Origin of the sequence: Negadavirga shengliensis (assembly GCF_042652345.1) — a bacterium.
Taxonomy (GTDB): domain Bacteria; phylum Bacteroidota; class Bacteroidia; order Cytophagales; family Cyclobacteriaceae; genus Negadavirga; species Negadavirga shengliensis.
This window is the reverse complement of record NZ_JBHSJJ010000007.1, coordinates 86,977-110,530: the sequence shown is the minus strand read 5'-3', so window position 1 is coordinate 110,530 and position 23,554 is coordinate 86,977. Positions and strand designations below refer to the sequence as shown.

The window sequence follows — 23,554 nt, the reverse complement described above, 5'->3', positions numbered from 1 at the left end:
CTCAGTCAAGTCATCATAAACATAAAGGAGCAGATGGAATGTGCTGTCCTGTTTCTTTCGCATACACCGAGAAGACATAAAAGGCCGCATATAGATCAAGCGGAGGATATAAATCTTTCATAAAATAGGAAACAGCTACCTTGCTATGCATTTGTTCTGTGAATAGAAGTTTCAAAATAATTGTTAATCATGAAAGAAAAATATTATGCAGTATTTATCCTTTTTTTCTTCTGCTACGCAGCATGTGGGAAAAAGGAAGAACCGAATACAACCATTACCGGAAAATGGAAGTTGGTAGAAACGAGGAGTATGGTAACCGTCGACCATTCTAAAGACCGTATAATTTATGAGTTTAAGGCTGATGGATCATTGCATATAGCACATCGCTCCGGTGCCCCATCCTGGGGTCCGGGAGAAGGTGAACATGCCTATGATTTTTATGACGAAGATACCACCAGTTGGCAGGGGTATTCGTTGTTTGGTAATTTGACAATTGGAGAAAGGACATATGGTTGTTATTTATCCCCGGATAAAATGGTAATCGTGGATAATCCCGCTTTGGATGGGCCATTGGTGTATTTTAAACGGGAGTAGAGTAAGAGGTGATCGGTATAAAAATATAAGATAAGAGGTGGTTAGTTTCCCTGCTTTGCAGTTGTGCGGCTTCGCGGTTGCCAGATCATGGACAACCGCGAAAACCACGGCAACAATCGTCTTTGGTCGATTTACAACCCCCTGAATCCCGGCGGGTCGATGCCCTGGGAGCGGATGTAGGAGATGGCAGCGCCCCTATGATGCGTGGCATGGTCATCCACCAGGCCCACCATTTGCCTGCGGGTGACCTTGCCGGCAAAAGTATCTATCTCTTCATTCAACTGCGCCTCAGAAAGGGAGGTGATGGTTTTCTTTCCGTAATCATAGCATTGCTCTACAAATTTTTTGATTTCGGCCTTGGTCTGAGGTGTAGCTTTCGGGTCAAAATCCATATCGGCACCCAGAAGAAAGCCTTTTGACAGCCCAGCGATGCTGGCGCCTATATGGGTCACCTGCTCTTTGAAGCTCATGGCCGTTTCATGGGGCTTATAATCCAGCAGGTCGTCGGGCATTTTGTCCAGCGTTTCCAAAGTAAACTGTTTGCTGTTCTCCCACTTGGCAAGAAACTCATCCATGGTGGTTTGGGCGTGCGCCATCGGTGCCAGTCCTGCAAGTAGCAGACATATCCCTAACAAAGTCTTTAAAGTAGTTGTCTTCATAATACGTTTTAAAATAGAGTTAAGTACTAAATGTCGAAAAAACCCGGGTTTATTCAAATGAAAAATTTCAAATATTGGGTGTTATTTCACAATTTCCCGTCTTGAATGACATCATCAATCAAATTCATTTACAAAATTTTCCCATTGATTTTCCAACTCATTTGGGTCCAGTACGCCGGTGTAGACAATCAGTCTGTACCTGATCTTTTCGGTTTCACCTTTTTTCAGTCTCCAATCCCCGGAGATCTGTCTGGATGGTCCCACGCCCAGTTCCCCATCCACCCGCCAGGAGATGGGAGCATCATTGTTTTTAGGGAAATCAAGTATGGCGATATGGGCGAGGTCTTCACGTCCATCCACCTGTAGCCCCAGGTCCAGCCATTTGGCCCGCTGTTGCTCGGCTTCCCCGTTTCGCTGACCTTCGGAATTGACCACTTCCCCGGCCATGCCTTTTCTCCAAGGCATCCGGAGAAACAGGCCCCCTACATAAAACTGTCCAAAAGTTATGTCTTTTTTGGCCTCCCCTGTCCATAGCAAGTCGAGGAAATATTTGTCACCAAAATCCTGCAATACCCATTCCTGGGTTTCGGTCATGACGACCTCGCCTGCTTCATCCAGCATATTATAGGAAGTTTGCCAGCTTACCTGTGATCCTGATTCCCTGATGACCTCCGCCGATGCTTTTTGCCAGTGATTTTCCTGCCAGTTCATGAAGAAGTCCCGTTCATTTACCCGCTTCAATCCCCAGTAAAGGCCCGTCTGGTGCAGGTGGTGGTCCGGTTGGAATTCGGTAAGAACCCCCTTTCCGTCCGGTGCCACGATGGGGTGGATATAGGGCCGGATTCCGGCCTGTGCGTTTTGGACCAGGAGGGGAGTCTCTGCTTCAGTTCTGTAAATCGAAAAAGTACCCGCGTTTTCGTCCTCTATGACCCGCAGGGTATTACCCTCATTTTTGGTTGATGATGAGGGTTGGCATCCGGCAATGGCGATGAGGCATGCAAAGAGGAATTTGTTCAGTTTCATTTAAGATGGTTTTGTGTAAAGAACGCTTAAGAAATGTCCAACTTAAGAAAAATAACATTTTTCACCAATTCATCTTTTCGTCACTTACATCAATTTAATAAAAGAGCACATTTCCCTTTTGGCCCGGCCGTTTGGGGAAATGTGCTTGAATTTCACAAAGAATGTTTTTTTTATCCAGTAGCTGTAGTTAATGTTTGATCAGCCTCATGACCTTGACATTGCCCTTTCCATCGGAAACCTGCAGGAAGTAGATACCGGAGCTCAGGCGGTGGACGCTCAGGTCGAAGTCAACCGAATGCGAACCGGTTTCGAGATCGATCTTATCCAGGAACAAGGTTTTGCCGTTTGGACTGACCAAAACGAAGCTCCAGCTGGCATGCTGATCCGTGTCAAAATCGAGCCTTACGCGGTCACTTGTGGGGTTGGGATAAAGTTTGGCTTCCCCGAACCTCACATCAAGTGACGGTTCTTCCGCGGATTCCGGTTCTGCGAGTAGCCTGGCCGAGGCGTTCATGTCCGGTTTTAGGTCATCCTGTTTGCGAATGACGACCCCGGAAACCTTGGCATTGTTCACTTTGCTTCTAAACTCAATGTCCAACGTGCCGTCATTGACCTGGATGTTTTCAGCGATAAACACGCTGGCCGAGTACTTGCCGCCATGGTCTTTATACAGATCGATGTTTTCCAGTTTGAACTGTTCGTTTTCCACTTCCACATTGAAGACTCTTCTTCCCTCTTCATCCCACCAGATTTCAGCGAAATGCAGCTCTACGGTATAGAGGCCTTCCTCTTGCGCGGGCAGGTTGTAACTGAAGTTGCCATACCTTTCCGTGTGGTATAACCTGTGATTGTATGTGTTTTCAAAGTTTGTCCTTTGCTGTAAAAAAGTGCTTGTATGGGTCTGTCCTCCGGTAAAATAGTTATCCGCCGACCATTCTTCTGCCCCGTGAAAAATGGTAGGCCCCCCGGAATTGACCCTTAAAGTCTTTCGGGCATAAGCATGGCTTTGTTTAAATACGGCAATACCGGAAATTTTCGCGCGGTCCCTGATGGTGGTCAGGTCTACCGTTAGAAAACCGTCTACAACCTTTATGTCTTTTAACTCTATGACGTGTGCATACCTATAACCCAATAAGGAGTTGACTTGTCCACGTGTTTGTATTCTCTGGGTGAATTGCTGGTTTTCCACAGAGACATCAAACTGCCTTACCGGGGCGCCGACTCTGTCCCAGAAAATTTCAGCAAAGTGTAATTCCACGATATAATAACCTGCTTCCGGAACGGGAATTTCATAGGAGAAATCCCCATTTCTCTCAGACTGATACAGAAGATCATTCTGGGTATTGAAAATAGAGAGGTCATTGCTGTAAGTTCTGCCACCAAGGAAATAACTATCCTTTTGCCACTGTTCTTCACCAAACTGTATGGGGCCCCCACCCGAATTGATCCTTGCCACTTCTTGTGGGGAATTTACATTTACATTGAACGTGGTGATGGAGAATTCCTGACTGATATTATCCGAGGCGCGTACTAAGACTTTATACGAACCTTCCTTCGTGGTCCTTCCTGAAACTCTTCCCTGATTATAAGTAAGTCCCAAGGGCAAGCCTACTACAAAATGATTTACCAAACCTGAATTGTTTCCCCAAGGATTTGGATTGGTTCCCCGGAAAGTGGCCACAGGCTGGAAAGCCCATTCTTCTCCCACATCCAAGGTGACATCCTCAAAGGTCTCCAATAATGGAGATTCGGGAGTAAAATCCTGGCTGTAGATCACGATACCGGATATTTTTGCATTTTTTTCCAATCTGGAAAAGACAATGTCAAGAACTCCGTCGGTTACTTCAATATTATCTGCCACAATTACTCCAGGCCGTCTGGCACCTCCTAAATATTCGAAGAGATCCAGATTATTTTGCGTGAACTGCCCTTTTTCAATGTCAAAATGAAAAATTCTCGCTCCTTCGCTATCCCAAAATATTTCCGCAAAATGCAGTTCAACAGTATACAGGCCTTCTTTTGGAACCGGAAGACGGTAGGCAAAATCATTTCCAAACCTTTCAGTAGTGTACACTTCATTCGAAAATTGAAATGTTGGTGGGATGGTGTAAATCTTTCCTCCATGAAAATGCTGATCCTTAAGCCACCCGCTAATTTGTCTAGCACCTCCCGTATTGATCCTGACCATGTTAGGGAGTATTTGCTGATACACTATAATGCCCGATACCTTTGCCTGGTCCTTTTTTGTAATAAAATCAAGACTTAAATGGCCATCCACTACATGGATATCTTCTACAGTGATCTTACTTGCATAGTTTTTCCCCCCATAATCCTTGAAGAGATCGATGTTTTCTAAAAACTGATCGTTTTCAATGGCTACATCAAAAATCCTTGAATTACCACTGTTCCAGAAGATCTCCGCAAAATGAAGCTCAACAGTATAAAAACCATCTTCCGGGACCGGTATTTCATAGGAAAAATCACCATATCTTTCGGTTTGATAGATGGGGTCCAAGTGGGTGTTGGCTATAGAATCCGTCGTGGAATAAGTTCTTCCCCCATTAAATAGGAAATCAAAATTCCAAGACCCTGTTTCTTCCGGAAAAAACATTCCGCCTGAATTGATTCGTCTTATTTCCCTTAAATAATAAGGTCTGATCTCATGTTCCCGTCTAAATGCTTCAAGGGGACTGTCAAAAGCTTCTTCCGAAAACCCATCAACGGGAGGTGCGGCAGGGAAAAGGTTTTTGGCTTTCGAATCGGATGCGGGGGCATCACCGGGTGCAGGAACAGCGGAACAGGTTACAAACATGCATACCGCGAATAACAAAAAGGGTACAAGTTGCTTCATAGTATATTCATTTGGGTTCTTTTAGTGGACTAAGGTTCTCTCTATCGAAGTTTGACTAGGGCAAAATTTCAAATCATACGCTCCTGATTTTCATATACGGTTCCTAATTTCCGGTTAAAAATCCATGGTTTATACCCGGGTTGAAGTCACCCCCCACAACAGTTTAATCATACTTATATCACACCGGAATAAAAAACCGGTCAGTGTTTCATATATTGAAATTATGATTTATGTATTATAAATATATAAAAACGTAAAACAAATAGCTAATAAATATGTAGTTAAAATAACATGGAGAAGTAAATTCTTTTTAATATCTAAAAAAAGCCTGGTTTTAATCCAACCTTTCCCACATTTACTTTTACACCGTCACAAGTGTCGAAAAATGAAAATACTTTATATTTTTTTGCGAATATGCAGATGAATTTGAAGTGCTCCAAGTTGATCGGGGCGTCCGATTTGGCAGAAAATGGTTTTTCCATGCATCTGCAATGAATGTTTTAACGTGGAAAATCAACTTGAAACCTCCAAATATGGCCCTTTGGCTCCATTTAACCACCATTTTTACCTTTCTAAAATATTCTCCCAATAATTTGTTTTCCAGTTTTTAATTTATAAAATTATTCGGTGAATTGACATACAGGCCGGACGGAAGCCGTGTGGCCTTAACCCACAGTAATCATGAAGCCTACCGACACACAAAATCCGGAATATTACCACAAAGTGGTGGACTGCCAATATGCCTGCCCTGCCCATACTCCGGTGCCGGAATACATCCGGTTGATAGCAGCTGAAAGATATACCGATGCATATATGATCAACTGGGAATCAAATGTGTTTCCGGGTATACTGGGAAGGACTTGCGACAGACCCTGTGAACCTGCCTGCAGAAGGGGCAGGGTGGAGGAGGAACCTGTCGCGATCTGCCGGCTGAAACGTGTCGCGGCTGACAACAAAGGCGATGTCAAGTCCCTGATGCCCCACGGCCCTTTTACACCCAACGGGAAAAAGATCGCGCTTATCGGGGGCGGCCCCGCCTCCCTCACTGTGGCCAGGGACCTTGCACCATTAGGGTATGAAATACACCTCTTTGATGAGCAAATAGCCGGTGGCGGTATGATGCGCAGCCAAATACCCGCATTCCGTTTGCCGGAGGAAGTGTTGAACGAAGAAGTGGACTATATCCTGGACATGGGCATTCATACCCAGTTTCTCACCTATGTCAGCAGCCTTAAGGAAGTATTGGATAGGGATTATGATGCGGTATTTGTGGGGACCGGAGCTCCCAGAGGCCGGGATTTACCCAAGCTTCCTGGAAGAAAGGATGCGGATAAATTCATTCATATAGGCATTGAATGGCTGGCCAATGTGGCTTTTGAGCATGTCCATTCCATAGGTAAAAAGGTGATTGTCTTAGGCGGGGGAAATACTGCCATGGACTGTTGCCGGACCTCCAGAAGGTTAGGCGGAGAAGTGGTAAAAGTGGTGGTGCGCAGCCCCTTCAAGGATATGAAAGCATCTCCCTGGGAAAAAGAAGATGCCATGCATGAAGATATAGAGATATATGATAACCATGTTCCGCTTAGTTTTGAAGTTGAAGAGGGAAAACTGATAGGGATGAAATTCCAGAAAGTAAAAGCGGTATATGATGAGAAAGGCAAAAGACAGCTCCTCCCCACCGGAGAAGATGACGTGTTTATAGAAGCGGATGAAGTATTGATCGCCATTGGGCAGGAAAACAGCTTCCCGTGGATAGAAAGGGATATCGGGCTGGAGTTTGACCAATGGGAAATGCCGGTGGTAGACAAAGTGACTTTCCGGTCCACCCATCCGAAAGTTTTTTTTGGTGGGGACGCGGCTTTTGGCCCGGAAAATGTGATAACCGCAGTGGCCCATGGCCATCAGGCGGCGGTTTCCATGCACTTGTTGTGTCAGGAAAAAGACATGTATCAGCGCCCCTCTCCCTATACTAACCTGATGAGCACCAAGATGGGGATACATGAATGGAGCTATGATAGCCAAATAGCGCCGGATCATAGGTTTGTGGTGCCACAGGCGAGTAAAAGTATCACACTGGTGGATAGGAAGCGTGAAGTGGAACTGGGATTTGATCCACCTACAGGATATAAGGAGGCACAGCGTTGTTTCAATTGTGACGTCCAGACCGTCTTCACAGAAGACCGTTGTATTGAGTGTGATGCCTGTACGGATATCTGTCCCACTTCCTGCATTACCTTTACCACAAATGATGAAGAGGAGGCTTTAAGAAAGAAACTTTTGGTTCCGGCGGAAAACCGGACCCAGGATTTGCTGGTATCCGATAACCTGAAAACAGGGCGTGTCATGGTTAAAGACGAAGATGTTTGTTTGCACTGCGGCCTTTGTGCCGAGAGATGTCCTACTTCTGCATGGGACATGCAGAAATTTTTCTATAATGTAACCAAAGCAGGCAGTTTATGACTACTGGAAAAATAAATCACAGACCCAAGGCCAGAATAAATGATTTTGTAGTCCGCTTTGCCAATGTCAATGGCACAGGGTCTGCAAGTGCCAATTTCCTTTTTGCGAAAGCCATTTTCCGAATGGGTATCCCGGTCACTCCCAAAAACATTTTTCCTTCAAACATCCAAGGGCTCCCGACCTGGTATGAAGTGAGGGTGAGTGAGAAAGGTTATTTGGGAAGGAGAGAAGGGGTGGACTTAATGATAGCAGTCAACGCCCAGAGCATGATGCAGGATGTCAAGAGCGTGCGCCCCGGGGGCTACATTATGTATGACAGCACCAAAGTATTGGCACCTGAGTTCAAAAGAACGGATATCCATTACTTAGGCGTGCCTATGATGGAAATGGCGAATGCCAACTTTTCCAACCCCAGGCAGCGGCAGCTTTTCAAAAACATCATTTACGTAGGGGCATTGTCAGTGCTCCTGCAGATTGAATTTGAAGCGTTGCAGACGTTATTGGAGGAACAGTTTGCGGGCAAGGAAAAGCTCATTGCCCCCAACATTCAGGCACTGAATCTGGGGATGGATTATGCCAGGGAGCATTTTGAATATCCCCTGGACTTTCGTCTGGAAAGAAGAGATCTTGTTGGAGATAAAATCCTGGTGGACGGGAATACCGCTTGCGGCTTGGGCGCCGTCTATGGCGGTGCCACAGTGGTGGCCTGGTACCCGATTACCCCCTCTACTTCAGTGGCCGAAGCCTTCGAAAAATACGCGGCAAAATACAGGGTAGACAAAACCACCGGGAAAAACAACTATGCCATAGTCCAGGCAGAAGATGAGCTTGCGGCTATGGGTATGGTCATTGGAGCTAACTGGAACGGCGCACGGGCCTTCACGGCAACCAGCGGGCCAGGTGTGTCTTTAATGAACGAATTTATAGGGCTGGCCTATTTTGCGGAAGTTCCCGCAGTATTGATTGACGTGCAAAGAACAGGGCCAAGTACGGGCATGCCTACACGTACCCAACAGTCAGATATCACATTGGCAGCCTATGCTTCCCATGGAGATACCCGGCACATATTGCTGTTTCCCGCTACGCCTGCGGAGTGTTTTGAGATGACCGCAGACAGCTTTGACCTGGCCGATGAATTGCAGACCCCGATCATTCTTATGACAGATCTGGATTTGGGGATGAATGACCATATGAGCGAGCCGTTTCGATGGAAAAAAGGAAGGAAGTATAAAAGAGGCAAGGTACTTTCTGCGGATGAGTTGGAGGACATCGGCAGGTATGGCAGGTATTTGGATGTTGATGGGGACGGCGTGCCCTATCGGACTTATCCAGGCACCCATCCCACCCTGGGTGCTTTCACTACCCGGGGTACATCCAGGGATGAATATGCCGTATATACCGAGGATGGCGCTGCATACAAAAGGAATATGGATCGGCTGATGGTAAAATGGCGTACGGCAAAAAAACGGGTTCCAAAGCCGCAACTTTATCAGGATACTAATCAAAGTGAGATTGGGATATTGTTTTTTGGGACTTCGACCTATTCCACAGAAGAAGCTAAAGATTTACTGGAGAGTCAGGGTGTCGTTTTGGATGCCCTGCGCTTGCGGGCATTTCCTTTTGGAAAGGAAGTGGAGGAATTTGTGCGCACTCACCGGTGGGTGTTCGTCATTGAGCAGAACAGGGATGCGCAGATGCGGGGATTGATGATTTTGGAAATGGACACAGATCCGAAAAAACTGATTCCGGTTCTTAATTATGACGGTATGCCCATCACTGCGGATGCCATTGCCCTCCAGATTTCTGATTATTTAAAGAAAAAAAACGCGGTACCCCATGACTTATCTGAAACCTTTATTTAGGCACCCCAAACTGGCCAAAAACAAACTGGGCTACACATTACGGGAATATGAAGGAGCTTTATCTACTTTATGTGCCGGTTGTGGTCACGACAGCATCAGTGCAACCATCGTGCAGGCCTGTTACGAGCTTTCCATAGAACCCCATCATGTAGCCAAAATCTCCGGTATAGGCTGTTCTTCCAAAACCCCGGCTTATTTTTTGGGCAACTCACATGGGTTCAATTCGGTTCACGGACGGATGCCCTCCGTGGCCACCGGGGCAAACCTGGCCAACAAGGACATGGTTTATTTTGGGGTTTCCGGTGATGGGGATACCGCCTCCATCGGAATGGGACAGTTTGTTCATGTGATCCGGCGGAATCTGGACATGGTATATATTGTCATGAATAACGGCTGCTATGGGTTGACCAAGGGACAGGATTCCGCCACTGCCGATGTGGGATCAGTGAGTAAAGCAGGATCCATCAACCCTTTCCATCCGGTAGATCTGGCCAGCTTGGCTGTGGAATTAGGCGCTACGTTTGTGGCCCAGAGTTTCAGTGGTGATAAGGAACAGTTGGTTCCTTTAATAAAAGCCGCCATACAGCACAAAGGCCTCGCCTTCCTGAATGTAGTATCGCCCTGCGTCACCTTCAACAACAATTCCGGTTCCACAAAATCTTACGATTATGTCCGTGAACACATGCAAACCACGGGCACATTGGATTTTGTACCGATAAAGGAAGAGATCTCCGCGGAGTATAAAGCGGGCACGACCATGAGCGTTAGGCTTCACGACGGAAGTTATATGAACCTTAACAAGCTCGCACCGGACTGGGATCCCGAAGACCGGCTGTCTGCAGTGAATGCTATCCAGCGCGCCAGATCGAGAAATGAAATATTAACCGGACTCCTTTATGTGAATTCGGATTTTGGAGATCTTCATGAAACCTTGAAAACCAATGAGACACCCTTAAACAGATTGACAGAAAAAGATCTTTGCCCGGGTGTGAAAAAGTTGGATAAAATTAATTCTGAATTGAGATAAATGTAAAGAATTCATAGAATAGCTCGAAAATGAAGTACCTTTACTTACTGTTACCCTAGCAAGGTAGCGTAGACGAGATTGTTTTTAAAGTGAACATCCAATCATCATCATGTTAGTTGATTTAAGCGGTAAAAGGTATGAAAGCAGAGATAATAACATCCCCTTTGGGCAACATACGTCTGGAAGCAGAGGGGGATTATCTTTTGTCATTACAGTTTACTGAGCAGCCGATTCAGGAAAGTTCCGATGACATCCTTTTTTTGGATGTAAAATCCCAGTTGAAAGCCTACTTTGATGGTCAATTGAAAATCTTCGATATACCCATTGGTCTCTCGGGAACTACTTTTCAAAAGCAGGTTTGGATGAAAGTGAATCAAGTTCCCTATGGGGAGACTGTTTTTTATGAAGATATAGCCAGGTCAATAAATAATCCTGATGCGGTGAGGGCAGTGGGGGCGGCAAATGGGGTCAACCCGCTTTTGGTTGTGATTCCCTGTCACAGGATCATAGCAAGGTCGGGTGCACTCACAGGATATGCCGGCGGTTTGTGGAGAAAAGTGAAACTATTGCAATTGGAGGCAAGCGATAAACCCGGCAGGCAATTTGATCTTGGCTTTTGAATTTTTTTTCGGGTCATATTTAATATCGTCAAGCTTTCTTATTTTTGAGTATGGAAACTGTTAAAATCCGGCCTTTTAGCGCCGAGCTTGCGCCGTTTTTTCTGTCCATCAACAAACAATGGATAGATCAATATTTCTTTATGGAGCCGTTTGATGTGGAACAGCTTGAAAACCCTGACCGGACCATCCTGGCAGAGGGGGGAGAAATATTGTTTGCGGAATGGGAAGACGAAATCGTGGGAACCGTGGCCTTAAAAAAAATGGATGAGTCTCAGTATGAACTGATAAAAATGGGGGTGTTGCCCCAGGCGCAGGGGAAAAACATCGGTTTTTTGCTTGGAAAGGCAGCTTTGGAGCTGGCTAAAAGTAAAGGAGCAAAAAAAGTGGTGCTCTATACCAATTCGATATTGGCACCTGCCGTTGGGCTGTATCGAAAAATGGGGTTCAGGGCAGTCCCCATAGAGCCGGGTAAATATGACCGCTGTGATGTCAAGATGGAAGTGGTGCTTTAGTGTTTTAAAGGATGGAACAATAAGATGTTTTTTTGAAGCCTGTTTTTCTTGCACTGCTGATAATATATTTCTACTTTTGCATTCCCGTCCAGCGCACGTGGTGAAACTGGTAGACACGCCATCTTGAGGGGGTGGTGCCTTCGGGTGTGGAAGTTCGAATCTTCTCGTGCGCACTTGGCCTTTCCGTTTGAGGAAGGGCTTTTTGCTTTTACGGCAAAATTATAACGTATGCCCAAGTGCGGAATGGCAATCAGGGCAAGGGAATCATAGCCACAAGGCCCGTCGGGGGACCTGTTGAGGGAAAAGTTCCGGGGCCACACCCGTATTCCGCCGAAGATTATACCCAACGCGGCAGGGGATTTCCGGGGCACGTGAGGAGCTTCTGAAAATCTTTCCAAGAGCCCATGACAATCCCCGACAGTAGCTGGGAAAGCAATGAAACCAGAAGACCGGCTGCAAAGCACGGGCAGCTTTTGTATTTCCCTTTTTCTTTTCTGCGATAAAACCCCGACTTTTCTTAATTTTGCGGCATGTTATCGATCAACAATCTTTCTTATTACATCGGGGGCAGGCCTTTGTATGAAAACGCGTCCCTGCATATCAAACCAAAAGACAAGATGGGTCTTGTCGGACTTAACGGAACCGGCAAATCTACCTTGCTTAAAATCATTAATGGAGATATCCAGCCCAGTTCCGGCGAGATTCAAAAAGCAAAAGACTGTACCATCGGTTTTCTGAACCAAGACCTTTTGTCATACCAGTCGGAAGACAGCATTCTTGATGTCGCACTGGAAGCTTTTAAGGAGACCTTGTCTTTGCAGGTGGAAATAGAGAAAGTACTCCAACAGATGGAGACAGATCATTCTGAAGCCGTTATCCAGAAGCTGGCGGACCTTCAGGAAAGGTTTGAAGCCAATGAAGGCTATACCATAAAAGCCAAGGCTGAAGAAGTGCTGGAGGGAATCGGCTTCCAAACAGCAGACCTCTCCAGACCTTTGAGGACTTTTTCCGGTGGATGGCGGATGCGGGTGATGTTGGCCAAACTGCTTTTGGAAAAACCGTCATTGCTGATGTTGGATGAGCCCACCAACCACCTTGACCTCCCCTCTATCCAATGGGTGGAGAATTACCTGAAAACCTATGATGGGGCTGTGGTGGTGGTTTCCCACGACCAGACCTTTCTAAATAACTGTACAGAAACCACGGTGGAAGTTTCCCAGCATACTTTAACCAGTTATCCGGGGAATTACGATTACTATAAAAAAGAAAAAACTGCCAGGGAAGAGATACAGCAAAATGCTTATGAAAATCAGCAGCAGATGATCAAGCAGACGGAGCGCTTCATTGAGCGGTTCCGTGCCAAAGCCAGTAAATCCAACCAGGTCCAGTCCCGGATAAAGGCTTTGGAACGGATGGATAGGGTATCTGAAGTGGTGAGAGATGACGTTTCCGTTAACTTTAAATTTAAATTTTCCCAAAAATCGGGTAGGGATGTGGTCATCCTTGACGGTGTGTCCAAGTCATTTGGGGACCTTCGCATTCTTCAGAATACCCACGCAAGAATTGAAAGAGGGGACAAAATTGCCTTAATCGGGGCCAATGGTAAAGGAAAATCAACGTTGTTGAGGATTATTAACGGTTCTGAACCCATAGAAGGCAAAAGGGAAGAAGGTTATAACGTGATTAAATCCTTTTTCGCCCAGCATCAATTAGAAGCACTGGATGTTAACAATGAAATTTTGCAGGAGCTGGCACAAGAGGGCACCAGCAAAACGGAAACGGAACTCAGGGGTGTTTTGGGCTGCTTCTTGTTTACGAACGACGATGTATTCAAAAAGATCAAGGTACTTTCCGGTGGGGAAAAATCACGTGTGGCACTTGCAAAAACACTGATTTCGGAAGCCAATTTTTTGCTGTTGGACGAACCTACGAACCACCTGGATATGCAATCGGTGAATATACTGATCCAGGCCCTCCAGCAATACGAAGGCACCTTTGTGACCGTTTCACACGACAGGCATTTTATCAAGGGCGTGGCCAACAAGATCTGGTACATCGAAGACCATCAAATCAAGGAATATCCTGGAAGCTACGATGAATACGTGTACTGGCGTTCCCAACAGGTACCCAAACGGACATCAGCATCGGCAGACAAAAAAGAATTGAAAACCACTCCTCCCGTTAAAAATTCAGGTGCTGGAAACAGTCAGGCTAAGAAAATATTGAAAGAAAAGGAAAAGGAAATGGCGGCGCTGGAGGAGGAGATCACCAGGCTGGAGCAGGAAAAGAAAAGAGTCGAAGACCAACTGGCTGACCCTAAGATTTACGAAAATGAAAAGGAATTGACCCGTTTTAACCAACTGTATGCAGCCTTAAAGGACCAGGAATCCCGCCTTAATGGACAGTGGGAGCAGCTGGGGGAACAGATTGAGAGCTTGCAGGCCTGAGATGTTGACGGAACATTTCCGGTAAATACTAATATGAGGGGACTTCGCGTTATGCTAGGGTATATCTTAGCGGATGTTGTGTAATCGCTTATGATCAAAAACCGGATTTCTTTCTACAATCCAACTTTGTAAATATCAATCGATGAAGTACTTGAGAATAACTTATTTCACGGTTCTTTTTATGTTTCCGGCGGTTTTTTACCTGAATGCACAGGAAATATATGAGGACAGGGTGTATGATCAAAATATACAATCAGTGAGGCTGTTTCCAATGTCGGGTGATTTTTCCGATCAGATGAATTCGCCAGTGATAGCTTTGAATTCGCCCAAACCTCTTGTTCTTCATTTTGATGACATTGCTTATGAGGCGGACATGTATTCAGCCAAGATCATCCACTGTAATGCTGACTGGACCAAATCCGGATTGAGGGATGCGGATTATCTGGGACAGTACAATGAATACAACCTGAATACCTATGAGTATGCGATCAATACCAGGATCCCTTATATCCACTATACTTTTCAAATACCGAAAGTGAACCGTTCCGGAAATTATATCATCAAAGTCTACAGGGGCAGAAATGAGTCGGAAACGGTTTTTACAAAGCGTTTTATGGTTTACCAGAATGTTTTGGGCATGGGGGCTCAGCTTGTTCCCCCCAGTAAAAATGAAGACCGCCGTACTTCACAGCAGATCAATATCAACGTCAACTATCAAAATAGGGAGCTTTTGGATCCAGCCAACAACACCATGGTAGTGATCCGTCAGAATCAGAGATGGGATAATGCCGTTTTTGGCTTGAAGCATACCTCTATTAGAGAGGACAGAAGGGAGTTGCAATACCAGCTGTTTGATGGCAGCAATACATTCAGGGCGGGCAATGAATTCCGGTTTATTGACCTCCGGTATGTCCGTACCAGGGGAAGGAATATTTCAGCCGTGCGTATGGAAGAAGACGTGGTGTTTGCTGAAGCGGGCATCGATGAGAGTAGAAAGGGACAGGGTTATTTGGAATATTTGGATCTGAATGGCCAGTATGGCGTGCTCAATGTGGAGCGACAAAACCACGAACTGGAAAGTGAATATATGTTGGTGACCTTTAACCTGAAAACTGATGAGCTTTCCGAAACCCCGTACGTGCTGGGGTCTTTGAGTGGGTGGGGTACAAACCCGGATGCCAGAATGGTTTATGACAAGAAAAAAGGACTATATCAAGCTACGCTGTTACTAAAACAGGGGTGGTATGATTACCAGTATGGTTTGCCCACGGAGGAGGGATGGGATATGGAGCCTTTTGAGGGGTCTCACTTCCAGACAGAGAATGAATACGAAATATTTTTCTACTACCGGGATATGGGATCCAGATACGATGAACTAATAGGATACACTGTTTTGAACCCCAATAAAAGGAGGTTATAAAAATACCCGAAATTACTCGGGTATTTTTTTAATCTTCAGTTTCTCTTTCATCAGGCCGTTCGTCAGTCGCCCTCTCGTCATTTTTTCTGGGCTCGTGTGTCTGGGACCGATAGGGGATGAACCCTTCTCTTTTGAATTTGTAGGGTTCTGTTCTTTGGCTGGGCATGTTATTGGCCAAGTCCAACATGCCAAACCCTTTGTGGGTAAAGGCGCCCAAACCGCACTTAAAGACAAAATCCTGGACTTCTTCCGCGGCATAGAGTGTGAAAGGCAGGGTATAACCTCTTACTTCGTACTTCACATCCATGTCGTAGACAGAGTAAATTCTTGCGAATTTCTTTTGCTGCTCACGGAGCTTATTTACATAGTTCATGTCCGGGACAACCTGAAACTTATAGAAGGACTCCATTTGGTCCTGAGAATACCATCCCGATCTTTCCATGCGGGTCAGGGTGGATTCATACAGTAAGTCCGAGAATTCGTCAGTGTCCGGATTGATAAACCGCTTTCCTGACTCATCATCAAAGGTAGGGGTCAGCAGGACCAACGGAGAAATGCAGACAAATTTGTTGGAAGTCTCCAGTTTTGGTTCTGTTTCTTTTTCTGTGTACTCAGGGGATAGAATAAGGTTTCCTAACTCAATTTTCGGCGTTTTAAATACTTGCTCAAGCAGATAGTCAATGAAAGCTTCATCCGGAGCTGACACGACAAGGGTAACTAAGCTGGAGTAATAATGCAAACCGCTTCTACTCACTTTGGTTTGACCTTTCAAACCAGAGAAGTTAAAGTAATTGTAGTTAAAAAACTCCTCCTGTCCTCCTTTTACAATCAGACCTTTGAGGAATTGTGCCAGGATGTACTGGTGGTGAAAGGGTAAATAAGCACCTTTGTTTTTCAGGGAAAATATTAATCTAATTCTCACGATTTTAAAAATGAAAAGTTAAACAATTATTTAATACATCTTTTATACACAATAAACTATTTAGTGGATAAATAAGTTGCAACAAACTTAATAATAATATTTCAGATTTATCTATACATTGAACCTAAAATGCATGATATCTCCATCTTGAACTACATATTCTTTGCCTTCAATTGCGATTTTTCCATTTTCTCTGCAAGCAGCCTCCGTTTTATGCTGCTTATAGTCCTGTAATTTGATGACTTCCGCCTTGATAAAACCTCTTTCAAAATCCGAATGGATAACCCCGGCGGCTGCAGGAGCTTTCCACCCTCGGCGAATGGTCCAGGCCCGCACTTCCTGAACGCCTGCCGTGAAGTATGTGATCAGGTTCAGCAGTTTATATGCGGCCGAAATAAGTCTGTTCAGGCCGCTTTCCTCGAGCCCGTATTCGGATAAGAACATTTGTTTTTCTTCTTCATCATCAAACTCCGCAATCTGCGCCTCAAGTGCGGCACATAAAATGACTACTTCAGCATTCTCCTCGGCCACTTCTTCCTTCAGCTTTTCCACGTAGGCATTGCCTTTCTGGATACTGCCTTCATCCACATTGGCAACGTACAATACGGGCTTGATGGTGAGAAGATGGAGGTCCTTAACGGCTTCCATGTCCTCGTCCTCTATCTCCACTGCCCTCGCATTTTTTCCTGATTGCAACCCCTCCTTGAACTTCAGCAGGCTTGCCAGTTCTTTTTTTGCTTTGGCATCCCCGCTTTTGGCGATTTTTTCGATGCGCTGTATCTTTTTTTCAATTGATTCAAGGTCTTTGAATTGAAGTTCGGAATCGATTACCTCTTTATCAAATATAGGATCAACACTGCCTGCAACATGAACCACATTGTCATCATCAAAGCAGCGCACCACGTGGATGACCGCATCTACCTCCCGTATATTGGCAAGAAACTTGTTGCCAAGCCCTTCCCCTTTGCTGGCTCCTTTCACCAGTCCCGCAATATCTACAAACTCGATTACCGTTGGGATGACCTTTTGTGGATTGACCAGCTCCTCCAACACCTTAAGCCGATGATCCGGTACGGTGACGACCCCGATATTAGGTTCTATGGTGCAAAAAGGAAAATTGGCTGCCTCTGCTTTGGCGCTGGAAAGCGCGTTGAATAAAGTTGATTTTCCGACGTTGGGCAACCCAACAATCCCGCATTTTAATCCCATGAATGTTAAATGTTATCTAGTTTAAATATTCTGTATTCCTTATATCCTCTGTAAAACTCCTTAATCGAAACCCTGAAAATCGTATAGACCGGAATGGCAAAAATCATTCCCAGTACACCGGCTATTTTGGCTCCTGCAAAGATAACAACAAATATCTCAAGTGGATGGGCTTTCACAGATTTAGAGAAAATGAATGGCTGCAAAAATATGTTGTCACAAAGTTGTACAACAGAAAATACGGCGAGAATTTTAAACAGGAAAAAGTATATTTCGCTGGCTTCCGAGAAGTTTCCCGTTGAAAGTCCCACAAATATTCCGAAAGTAGCTCCCAATATAGGACCTGCATAAGGGATCAGATTGGCCACTGCGGCGAATACAGCAATGCTCATGGCATAGTCGATATTGGCAATCGTCAAACCTATCGAGGCGATGGAGAATATGGCCGTCATCTGAATAAGCAGGCCGATCAGGTAATTGGACAATAACCTCTCCACTTTATGAAAAGTGGCCACGGACAGCTCAAAGTATTTATTCGGGATGAAATTGATGATGTTTCTTCTTAATAGTCCGTTTTCGAGTAAAAGAAAAAAGGAGATGAATGCCACTGCAAGGATACTCACGAAAAAGGAACTGGTAGTAGAAATGATGCTGTTGATGAATCCCTGAACATCGATTTCGTTCAAGCTTGAAATCAGATTTTCCCTTACCAAAGCGATCAAATACCCGGGGTCATTGGCGGTAAGATTAAACTGGATCAGAATGGATTCAATATATCCAATGGGTTTTTGTACCTGTTCATATAGGTAATTGATGTCCAGGTCCTGTAACAGTTCCAATTGGGACCTGAAAAGCGGGATGAATAGAAGTATAAGCAAAAAGATTATCAGAAGGATAAACAGAAATGACACCAATATGGCGACAGCCCTGGGAACATGTCTTCCCATGATATAAAAGCTGTTGATCCTGTTGGTCATTGGCCGCAAAGCAGCGGCGATGACCAGCGAGAATAGGAAATAGAGAAAAATATTCGAGAAATACCAACCTATGAAAAGGAGGAGTATAATCGAAATGACCGCTGTAATGACTACCTTTCGCATAATCCTAAAAATAACAAAAAACGAACCTTTGGGGAATTGTTTCCGGATGGCTTTTTGCTAAAGCTAAAGGGCACCGGATTCCATAGGTTCGTTTCTGTTCCCAGTTTCTTTACATGTGAAATGCCCGGCATTGAATGACAAAGCCAGTGTTGCGCAAAACTCCCAATAAATATAAACGTGTGTTTATTGGGTCTCAAAGAAAGGGATTAATCCCATTTTAGATCTTCTCCGAATTTGTCCTGATTTGTCTCTGACGTTTCCGGTTCTACATCAAATTGCGTGAAATCAAAGTCAGCCATCAAATCATTTTTAACATGATCTACCGCATCTTGAAGCGCTTCGACAAACTTTCCAAAATCCTCTTTGTACAAGAAAATCTTATGTTTTTCATAAAAGAAGTTGTCATCCTTGACTTTTCTTTTGCTCTCCGTAATGGTTAAGTAATAATCATTAGAGCGGGTAGATTTCACGTCAAAAAAATAGGTCCTCTTTCCGGCCTTTACCCTTTTGGAGAAAATCTCATCCCTGTCGTAATCTTTGTTATCTTCCACTGTCCAAACTTTTATGTTATCAAAAATGAATTTTATGCCAAGTTAAATCATTTCATCCATAAAATTCAAGTGATCAGAGCTTTTTTTTTACAGATTTTGTGATAATATCCAAATTAATTGTTTGTAAAGACAATTTTGTGAATATGAAAGGCATATATTGCTGTTGCAATGTTATTCTCCATGGAGAAATTTCTTTTTCGAAAGCAGCTCTTCCTCGCTTTCCCTATGGTCAGGATCATCCACACAACAGTCCACCGGACACACGGCGGCACACTGAGGTTCTTCGTGAAAGCCTGTGCATTCCGTACATTTTTGGGTAACTATATAATAAAATTCATCTGATAATGGTTCTTGCTTTTCGTCAGCGTCCACTACCGTGCCATCTTCTAACGTAACTTCTTTAAGGCTGGTACCGCCGCCCCATGTCCATTCTATCCCTCCTTCGTAAATGGCGGTATTCGGGCACTCAGGTTCGCATGCACCACAGTTGATGCATTCGTCAGTTATCATTATAGCCATTATTGCTCCTCTTTTTTGTTTCGACGCAAAACTACTAACCAAATTACAATCACACAAGGAAAATGACAAGCCAATGGAAATATATTTATACATTATTTGTTATGCTAAACAAATTTAAACACTTGGCGCTGCCCGCCTTTATTCCCTTTTCCTATCTTTGCAGATTGGGAAAGCGATGTCAGGTATCCCTTAAATTAATGGCATCACCGTACGCAATGACTAACCATCCAATAAGTATGAACTTGGAAGAAAGGCTTTCAGCTTTCATCTCATTAGGGGAAGAAATAAATGGAATTGATAAGCAAAGTTTGGAACCCCTGTTGGTGAGAATAGAAAATAACAATTCCTGGTTCCGGGAAGAGCAATCCAAAAAGGCTTTGAAGGGTATAGCCCATTATCTTTCCAAAGAGCAGCTGGAAAATTGGTTGAACCAGTACGATACCGGGCTGAGTAAAGCCAAGCATGTAGGCATTATCATGGCAGGCAATATTCCCGGGGTAGGCTTTCATGATTTATTGTGCGTGCTGATGGCTGGCCACATAGCGCATGTTAAATTAAGTTCTACCGATATTGTGCTTATCCCTTTCCTAATGGATCTTTTGGTTTCCATTGCGCCCGGTTTTAGAGACAAGGTGTTTTTTGATGAAAGACTGTCGGGGATGGATGCTTATATTGCCACAGGGAGTGACAACTCAGCCCGCTATTTTGAATACTATTTCGGCAAATACCCACATATTATCAGAAAAAACCGCACTTCGGTGGCCATAATTGATGGGCTGGAAATTAAAAGCGATTGGGGCCTTTTGGCAGAGGATGTTTTTCAGTATTACGGGTTGGGCTGCCGCAATGTGTCCAAAATTTTCTTTCCTGATAAGGCCCACGTGGGTATGTTCTTGCAGGCGATGGAAGACTACCGGACCAAAGTAGATCATCATAAATACAATAACAATTACGATTACAATAAATCCATCTATTTGGTCAATAAAGAACCCCATTTGGACAATGGATTTCTTTTGTTAAAAGAGAGTGAAGAACTCGTTTCTCCGATTGCGGTTGCCTATTATCAAATTTATCCCGACCTGGAATGGCTGGAAGACAATCTGCGTTTGAACAGAGACAAAATCCAGTGCATAGTCAGTAGAGAAGGCTGGTTCAGTGGCAGCATTCCTTTTGGAGCTGCCCAATGTCCCGGTGTAGCTGATTATGCGGACCGGGTAGATACGATGAAATTTCTTCTGGATCTTGGCAAATACCAGTGAAATATAGTCATGCGTAGCCCCCTTTTTCCCTAAAAGTATTTTATATTCTTTATAAATAAGCAGATAAAAGTGGCATTGTAGGCGATATGTGCATGATTTTTATATCTTTGCGGCCAATTGAAACTTCTAAAACAACAATAAATATAATTCATTTCCGATGGTATTTGATATAGAGATGATAAAGTCAGTATACGCTGGGTTTCCCAACCGTATAGCTGCCGCAAGAAAAGTGGTCGGAAAACCACTTACCCTTACAGAGAAAATTCTCTATGCACATCTTTCTGAAGGGGAGGCGTCAAGGGGTTATGAAAGAGGTGTTTCTTATGTGGACTTTAAGCCTGACCGGGTGGCCATGCAGGATGCTACCGCGCAGATGGCATTGCTTCAATTTATGCAGGCCGGCAGGGCACAGGTTGCCGTTCCTTCCACAGTGCACTGTGATCACTTGATTCAGGCTGAAGTAGGGGCTGATACAGATTTGGAAAAGGCAAAGGACAAAAACAGAGAAGTCTATGATTTTCTTTCATCCGTGTCCAACAAATATGGACTGGGCTTCTGGAAACCCGGCGCGGGCATCATCCATCAAGTAGTATTGGAAAATTATGCATTTCCAGGGGGAATGATGATCGGGACGGATTCCCACACACCGAATGCCGGCGGATTAGGAATGGTGGCGATAGGAGTAGGAGGGGCTGATGCCTGTGATGTGATGGCTGGCCTTCCCTGGGAACTCAAGTTTCCAAAACTCATCGGCGTGAAATTGACAGGAAAACTTTCCGGATGGACTGCAGCAAAAGATGTGATCCTGAAAGTGGCAGGTATTCTCACCGTAAAAGGCGGTACGGGGAGCATCGTGGAATATTTTGGAGAAGGGGCCCAATCCCTTTCAGCTACCGGTAAAGGGACCATTTGTAACATGGGCGCCGAAATCGGGGCGACCACTTCCATCTTTGGATATGATGAGAAGTCCGAAGCTTATCTGAGAGGGACCGGAAGGGCAGAGGTCGCTGATCTTGCCAACGGCATAAAAGAGCACCTTACCGGGGATGCCGAAGTGTATGCCCATCCCGAAAGGTATTTTGATCAGGTAATCGAAATCAACCTTTCTGAACTTGAGCCGCATATAAATGGCCCTTTTACTCCGGATTTGGCATGGCCCATTTCAAAATTTGCCGCCGCGGTTAAAGAAAATGGCTGGCCGCAAAAACTCGAGGTGGGCCTGATAGGATCATGTACCAACTCTTCTTACGAGGATATATCCAGAGCGGCCTCTTTGGCACAGCAGGCAGTGGATAAAAAACTGAAGGCCAAATCCGAATACACCATCACCCCAGGCTCTGAGCAGGTGAGATACACGGTGGATAGAGATGGCTTTTTGGGAATATTTGAAAACATGGGAGGCGTTGTTTTGGCCAATGCCTGTGGACCTTGTATCGGACAATGGGCAAGACATGGCGCCGAAAAGCAGGAGAGAAACTCCATCATCACCTCTTTCAACAGGAACTTTGCCAAAAGAGCTGACGGGAATCCCAATACGCATTCATTTGTAGCATCTCCGGAAGTGGTAACAGCTTTGGCCATCGCCGGAGACCTTACCTTCAACCCCATGAGGGATGTATTGGTGAATGAGGAAGGAAAAGAAGTGAAACTGGATGAGCCCGCAGGTTTGGAACTGCCTTCTAAGGGGTTTGCTGTAGAGGATGCAGGTTATCAGGCACCCGCTGAGGATGGATCCGGAGTAGAGGTAATCGTGGATCCAAAATCCGAAAGGCTGCAATTGCTAGAGCCTTTCCAGCCTTGGGAAGGAACAGATTTAGCAGGACTTAAATTGTTGATTAAAGCCAAAGGTAAATGTACAACGGACCATATATCCATGGCGGGTCCGTGGCTGAGATACAGAGGTCATCTGGATAATATCTCCAACAACCTGTTGATCGGAGCGGTCAATTACTTCAATGAAGAGACCAATAAAGTGAAAAACCAGTTGACCGGGGAGTATGGAGAGGTGCCTGCCGTCCAGCGCCAGTATAAATTGCATAATATCGGATCGGTGGTTGTCGGAGACGAAAACTACGGGGAAGGATCCTCCAGAGAACATGCGGCTATGGAGCCCAGATTTTTGGGGGTAAGGGCCATTTTGGTAAAATCTTTTGCCCGGATCCACGAAACTAACCTGAAGAAGCAGGGAATGCTTGCCCTGACCTTTGATAATCCGGCTGATTACAATTTGGTCCAGGAAGATGACAGCATTGATATCGTGGGTTTGCAATCTTTTGCCCCGGGCCGCCAGTTGACCGTTGTGTTGAATCACCGTGACGGCAGCAAAGATGAAATCAAGGTAAACCATACCTATAATGAAGGCCAGATCAATTGGTTCAAGGCAGGATCCGCTTTGAATTTAGTGAAAGAAAACGCGATCTAGTGTAGCAATATGCTCCGACAAAAATGGGAAGATGTCTGATTACAGGGACACCTGACCGTTGGAATAAAATAAAAAAGGTTATGGCTCCCCGCCATGGCCT

The 23,554-nt window shown here is 44.9% G+C and carries 18 protein-coding genes and 1 tRNA gene; 11 read left to right on the top strand and 8 right to left on the bottom strand.

Annotation, left to right across the window (positions count from 1 at the left end):
- The first annotated feature begins 189 nt into the window (after positions 1-189).
- Complete coding sequence (locus ACFPFU_RS13565; protein WP_377065304.1) at positions 190-594, top strand: hypothetical protein; 405 nt, start codon at positions 190-192, stop codon at positions 592-594.
- 131 nt (positions 595-725) lie between these two features.
- Here the strand turns inward: ACFPFU_RS13565 and ACFPFU_RS13560 are convergent, their stop codons facing one another.
- The 3 genes from ACFPFU_RS13560 to ACFPFU_RS13550 form a co-directional block, all read right to left on the bottom strand.
- Positions 726-1,253 (bottom strand): DinB family protein, encoded by a 528-nt coding sequence (locus ACFPFU_RS13560; RefSeq protein ID WP_377065303.1) that lies wholly within the window; start codon positions 1,251-1,253, stop codon positions 726-728.
- Positions 1,254-1,367: 114 nt separating this feature from the next.
- The gene (locus tag ACFPFU_RS13555) at positions 1,368-2,276 is read right to left on the bottom strand and encodes a DUF6807 domain-containing protein (protein ID WP_377065302.1); all 909 of its coding nucleotides are present in this window, start codon (positions 2,274-2,276) and stop codon (positions 1,368-1,370) included.
- A 187-nt stretch (positions 2,277-2,463) separates the two neighbouring features.
- Positions 2,464-5,127 carry a malectin domain-containing carbohydrate-binding protein gene (locus ACFPFU_RS13550; RefSeq protein ID WP_377065301.1) on the bottom strand — a complete coding sequence of 888 codons (2,664 nt, stop codon included), beginning with the start codon at positions 5,125-5,127 and terminating at the stop codon, positions 2,464-2,466.
- A 681-nt stretch (positions 5,128-5,808) separates the two neighbouring features.
- On the opposite strand from ACFPFU_RS13550, the gene ACFPFU_RS13545 reads away from it, so the two are divergent.
- The 8 genes from ACFPFU_RS13545 to ACFPFU_RS13510 all read left to right on the top strand — a co-directional run bounded on the left by ACFPFU_RS13545 (position 5,809) and on the right by ACFPFU_RS13510 (position 15,475).
- Positions 5,809-7,587: an FAD-dependent oxidoreductase gene (locus ACFPFU_RS13545; RefSeq protein WP_377065300.1), complete on the top strand. Its 1,779-nt coding sequence runs from the start codon at positions 5,809-5,811 to the stop codon at positions 7,585-7,587.
- Positions 7,584-9,449, top strand: a complete 1,866-nt coding sequence (locus ACFPFU_RS13540) for a 2-oxoacid:acceptor oxidoreductase subunit alpha (RefSeq protein WP_377065299.1) — start codon at positions 7,584-7,586, stop codon at positions 9,447-9,449. The genes ACFPFU_RS13545 and ACFPFU_RS13540 overlap by 4 nt, the downstream gene beginning before the upstream one ends.
- A complete protein-coding gene (locus ACFPFU_RS13535; RefSeq protein ID WP_377065298.1) occupies positions 9,424-10,476 on the top strand; it encodes a 2-oxoacid:ferredoxin oxidoreductase subunit beta in 1,053 nt (350 codons plus the stop codon). Before ACFPFU_RS13540 ends, ACFPFU_RS13535 begins: the two co-directional genes overlap by 26 nt.
- A gap of 137 nt (positions 10,477-10,613) precedes the next feature.
- Positions 10,614-11,096, top strand: a complete 483-nt coding sequence (locus ACFPFU_RS13530) for a methylated-DNA--[protein]-cysteine S-methyltransferase (protein ID WP_377065297.1) — start codon at positions 10,614-10,616, stop codon at positions 11,094-11,096.
- A gap of 50 nt (positions 11,097-11,146) precedes the next feature.
- Positions 11,147-11,608 carry a GNAT family N-acetyltransferase gene (locus ACFPFU_RS13525; RefSeq protein WP_377065296.1) on the top strand — a complete coding sequence of 154 codons (462 nt, stop codon included), beginning with the start codon at positions 11,147-11,149 and terminating at the stop codon, positions 11,606-11,608.
- Between the two features lie 91 nt (positions 11,609-11,699).
- A tRNA-Leu gene (locus ACFPFU_RS13520) sits at positions 11,700-11,781 on the top strand.
- 357 nt (positions 11,782-12,138) lie between these two features.
- A complete protein-coding gene (locus ACFPFU_RS13515; RefSeq protein WP_377065295.1) occupies positions 12,139-14,055 on the top strand; it encodes an ABC-F family ATP-binding cassette domain-containing protein in 1,917 nt (638 codons plus the stop codon).
- A gap of 142 nt (positions 14,056-14,197) precedes the next feature.
- Positions 14,198-15,475: a type IX secretion system plug protein gene (locus tag ACFPFU_RS13510; protein WP_377065294.1), complete on the top strand. Its 1,278-nt coding sequence runs from the start codon at positions 14,198-14,200 to the stop codon at positions 15,473-15,475.
- A gap of 28 nt (positions 15,476-15,503) precedes the next feature.
- Here the strand turns inward: ACFPFU_RS13510 and cas6 are convergent, their stop codons facing one another.
- From cas6 to ACFPFU_RS13485, 5 genes are all read right to left on the bottom strand, one after another.
- Positions 15,504-16,397: a CRISPR-associated endoribonuclease Cas6 gene (gene cas6 / locus ACFPFU_RS13505; protein WP_377065293.1), complete on the bottom strand. Its 894-nt coding sequence runs from the start codon at positions 16,395-16,397 to the stop codon at positions 15,504-15,506.
- A gap of 111 nt (positions 16,398-16,508) precedes the next feature.
- Complete coding sequence (gene ychF, locus ACFPFU_RS13500; protein WP_377065292.1) at positions 16,509-17,606, bottom strand: redox-regulated ATPase YchF; 1,098 nt, start codon at positions 17,604-17,606, stop codon at positions 16,509-16,511.
- 5 nt (positions 17,607-17,611) lie between these two features.
- Positions 17,612-18,703, bottom strand: a complete 1,092-nt coding sequence (locus tag ACFPFU_RS13495; RefSeq protein WP_377065291.1) for an AI-2E family transporter — start codon at positions 18,701-18,703, stop codon at positions 17,612-17,614.
- A gap of 206 nt (positions 18,704-18,909) precedes the next feature.
- Complete coding sequence (locus tag ACFPFU_RS13490) at positions 18,910-19,254, bottom strand: DUF3276 family protein (protein WP_377065290.1); 345 nt, start codon at positions 19,252-19,254, stop codon at positions 18,910-18,912.
- A gap of 171 nt (positions 19,255-19,425) precedes the next feature.
- The gene (locus tag ACFPFU_RS13485) at positions 19,426-19,773 is read right to left on the bottom strand and encodes a 4Fe-4S binding protein (RefSeq protein WP_377065289.1); all 348 of its coding nucleotides are present in this window, start codon (positions 19,771-19,773) and stop codon (positions 19,426-19,428) included.
- 236 nt (positions 19,774-20,009) lie between these two features.
- Here ACFPFU_RS13485 and ACFPFU_RS13480 point away from each other — a divergent pair, with 236 nt between their 5' ends.
- Together ACFPFU_RS13480 and ACFPFU_RS13475 are read left to right on the top strand one after the other, a co-directional pair.
- Positions 20,010-21,032, top strand: a complete 1,023-nt coding sequence (locus ACFPFU_RS13480) for an aldehyde dehydrogenase family protein (protein WP_377065288.1) — start codon at positions 20,010-20,012, stop codon at positions 21,030-21,032.
- 157 nt (positions 21,033-21,189) lie between these two features.
- Positions 21,190-23,454, top strand: coding sequence for an aconitate hydratase (locus ACFPFU_RS13475; RefSeq protein ID WP_377065287.1), 2,265 nt, complete (start codon positions 21,190-21,192; stop codon positions 23,452-23,454).
- The last annotated feature ends 100 nt before the right edge of the window (positions 23,455-23,554 follow it).

Coding starts and splice junctions, on each gene's coding strand:
- ACFPFU_RS13565 (WP_377065304.1), top strand. CDS start 190: ATGAAAGAAAAATATTATGCAGTATTTATCCTTTTTTTCTTCTGCTAC.
- ACFPFU_RS13560 (WP_377065303.1), bottom strand. CDS start 1,253: ATGAAGACAACTACTTTAAAGACTTTGTTAGGGATATGTCTGCTACTT.
- ACFPFU_RS13555 (WP_377065302.1), bottom strand. CDS start 2,276: ATGAAACTGAACAAATTCCTCTTTGCATGCCTCATCGCCATTGCCGGA.
- ACFPFU_RS13550 (WP_377065301.1), bottom strand. CDS start 5,127: ATGAAGCAACTTGTACCCTTTTTGTTATTCGCGGTATGCATGTTTGTA.
- ACFPFU_RS13545 (WP_377065300.1), top strand. CDS start 5,809: ATGAAGCCTACCGACACACAAAATCCGGAATATTACCACAAAGTGGTG.
- ACFPFU_RS13540 (WP_377065299.1), top strand. CDS start 7,584: ATGACTACTGGAAAAATAAATCACAGACCCAAGGCCAGAATAAATGAT.
- ACFPFU_RS13535 (WP_377065298.1), top strand. CDS start 9,424: ATGACTTATCTGAAACCTTTATTTAGGCACCCCAAACTGGCCAAAAAC.
- ACFPFU_RS13530 (WP_377065297.1), top strand. CDS start 10,614: ATGAAAGCAGAGATAATAACATCCCCTTTGGGCAACATACGTCTGGAA.
- ACFPFU_RS13525 (WP_377065296.1), top strand. CDS start 11,147: ATGGAAACTGTTAAAATCCGGCCTTTTAGCGCCGAGCTTGCGCCGTTT.
- ACFPFU_RS13515 (WP_377065295.1), top strand. CDS start 12,139: ATGTTATCGATCAACAATCTTTCTTATTACATCGGGGGCAGGCCTTTG.
- ACFPFU_RS13510 (WP_377065294.1), top strand. CDS start 14,198: ATGAAGTACTTGAGAATAACTTATTTCACGGTTCTTTTTATGTTTCCG.
- ychF (WP_377065292.1), bottom strand. CDS start 17,606: ATGGGATTAAAATGCGGGATTGTTGGGTTGCCCAACGTCGGAAAATCA.
- ACFPFU_RS13495 (WP_377065291.1), bottom strand. CDS start 18,703: ATGCGAAAGGTAGTCATTACAGCGGTCATTTCGATTATACTCCTCCTT.
- ACFPFU_RS13485 (WP_377065289.1), bottom strand. CDS start 19,773: ATGGCTATAATGATAACTGACGAATGCATCAACTGTGGTGCATGCGAA.
- ACFPFU_RS13480 (WP_377065288.1), top strand. CDS start 20,010: ATGAACTTGGAAGAAAGGCTTTCAGCTTTCATCTCATTAGGGGAAGAA.
- ACFPFU_RS13475 (WP_377065287.1), top strand. CDS start 21,190: ATGGTATTTGATATAGAGATGATAAAGTCAGTATACGCTGGGTTTCCC.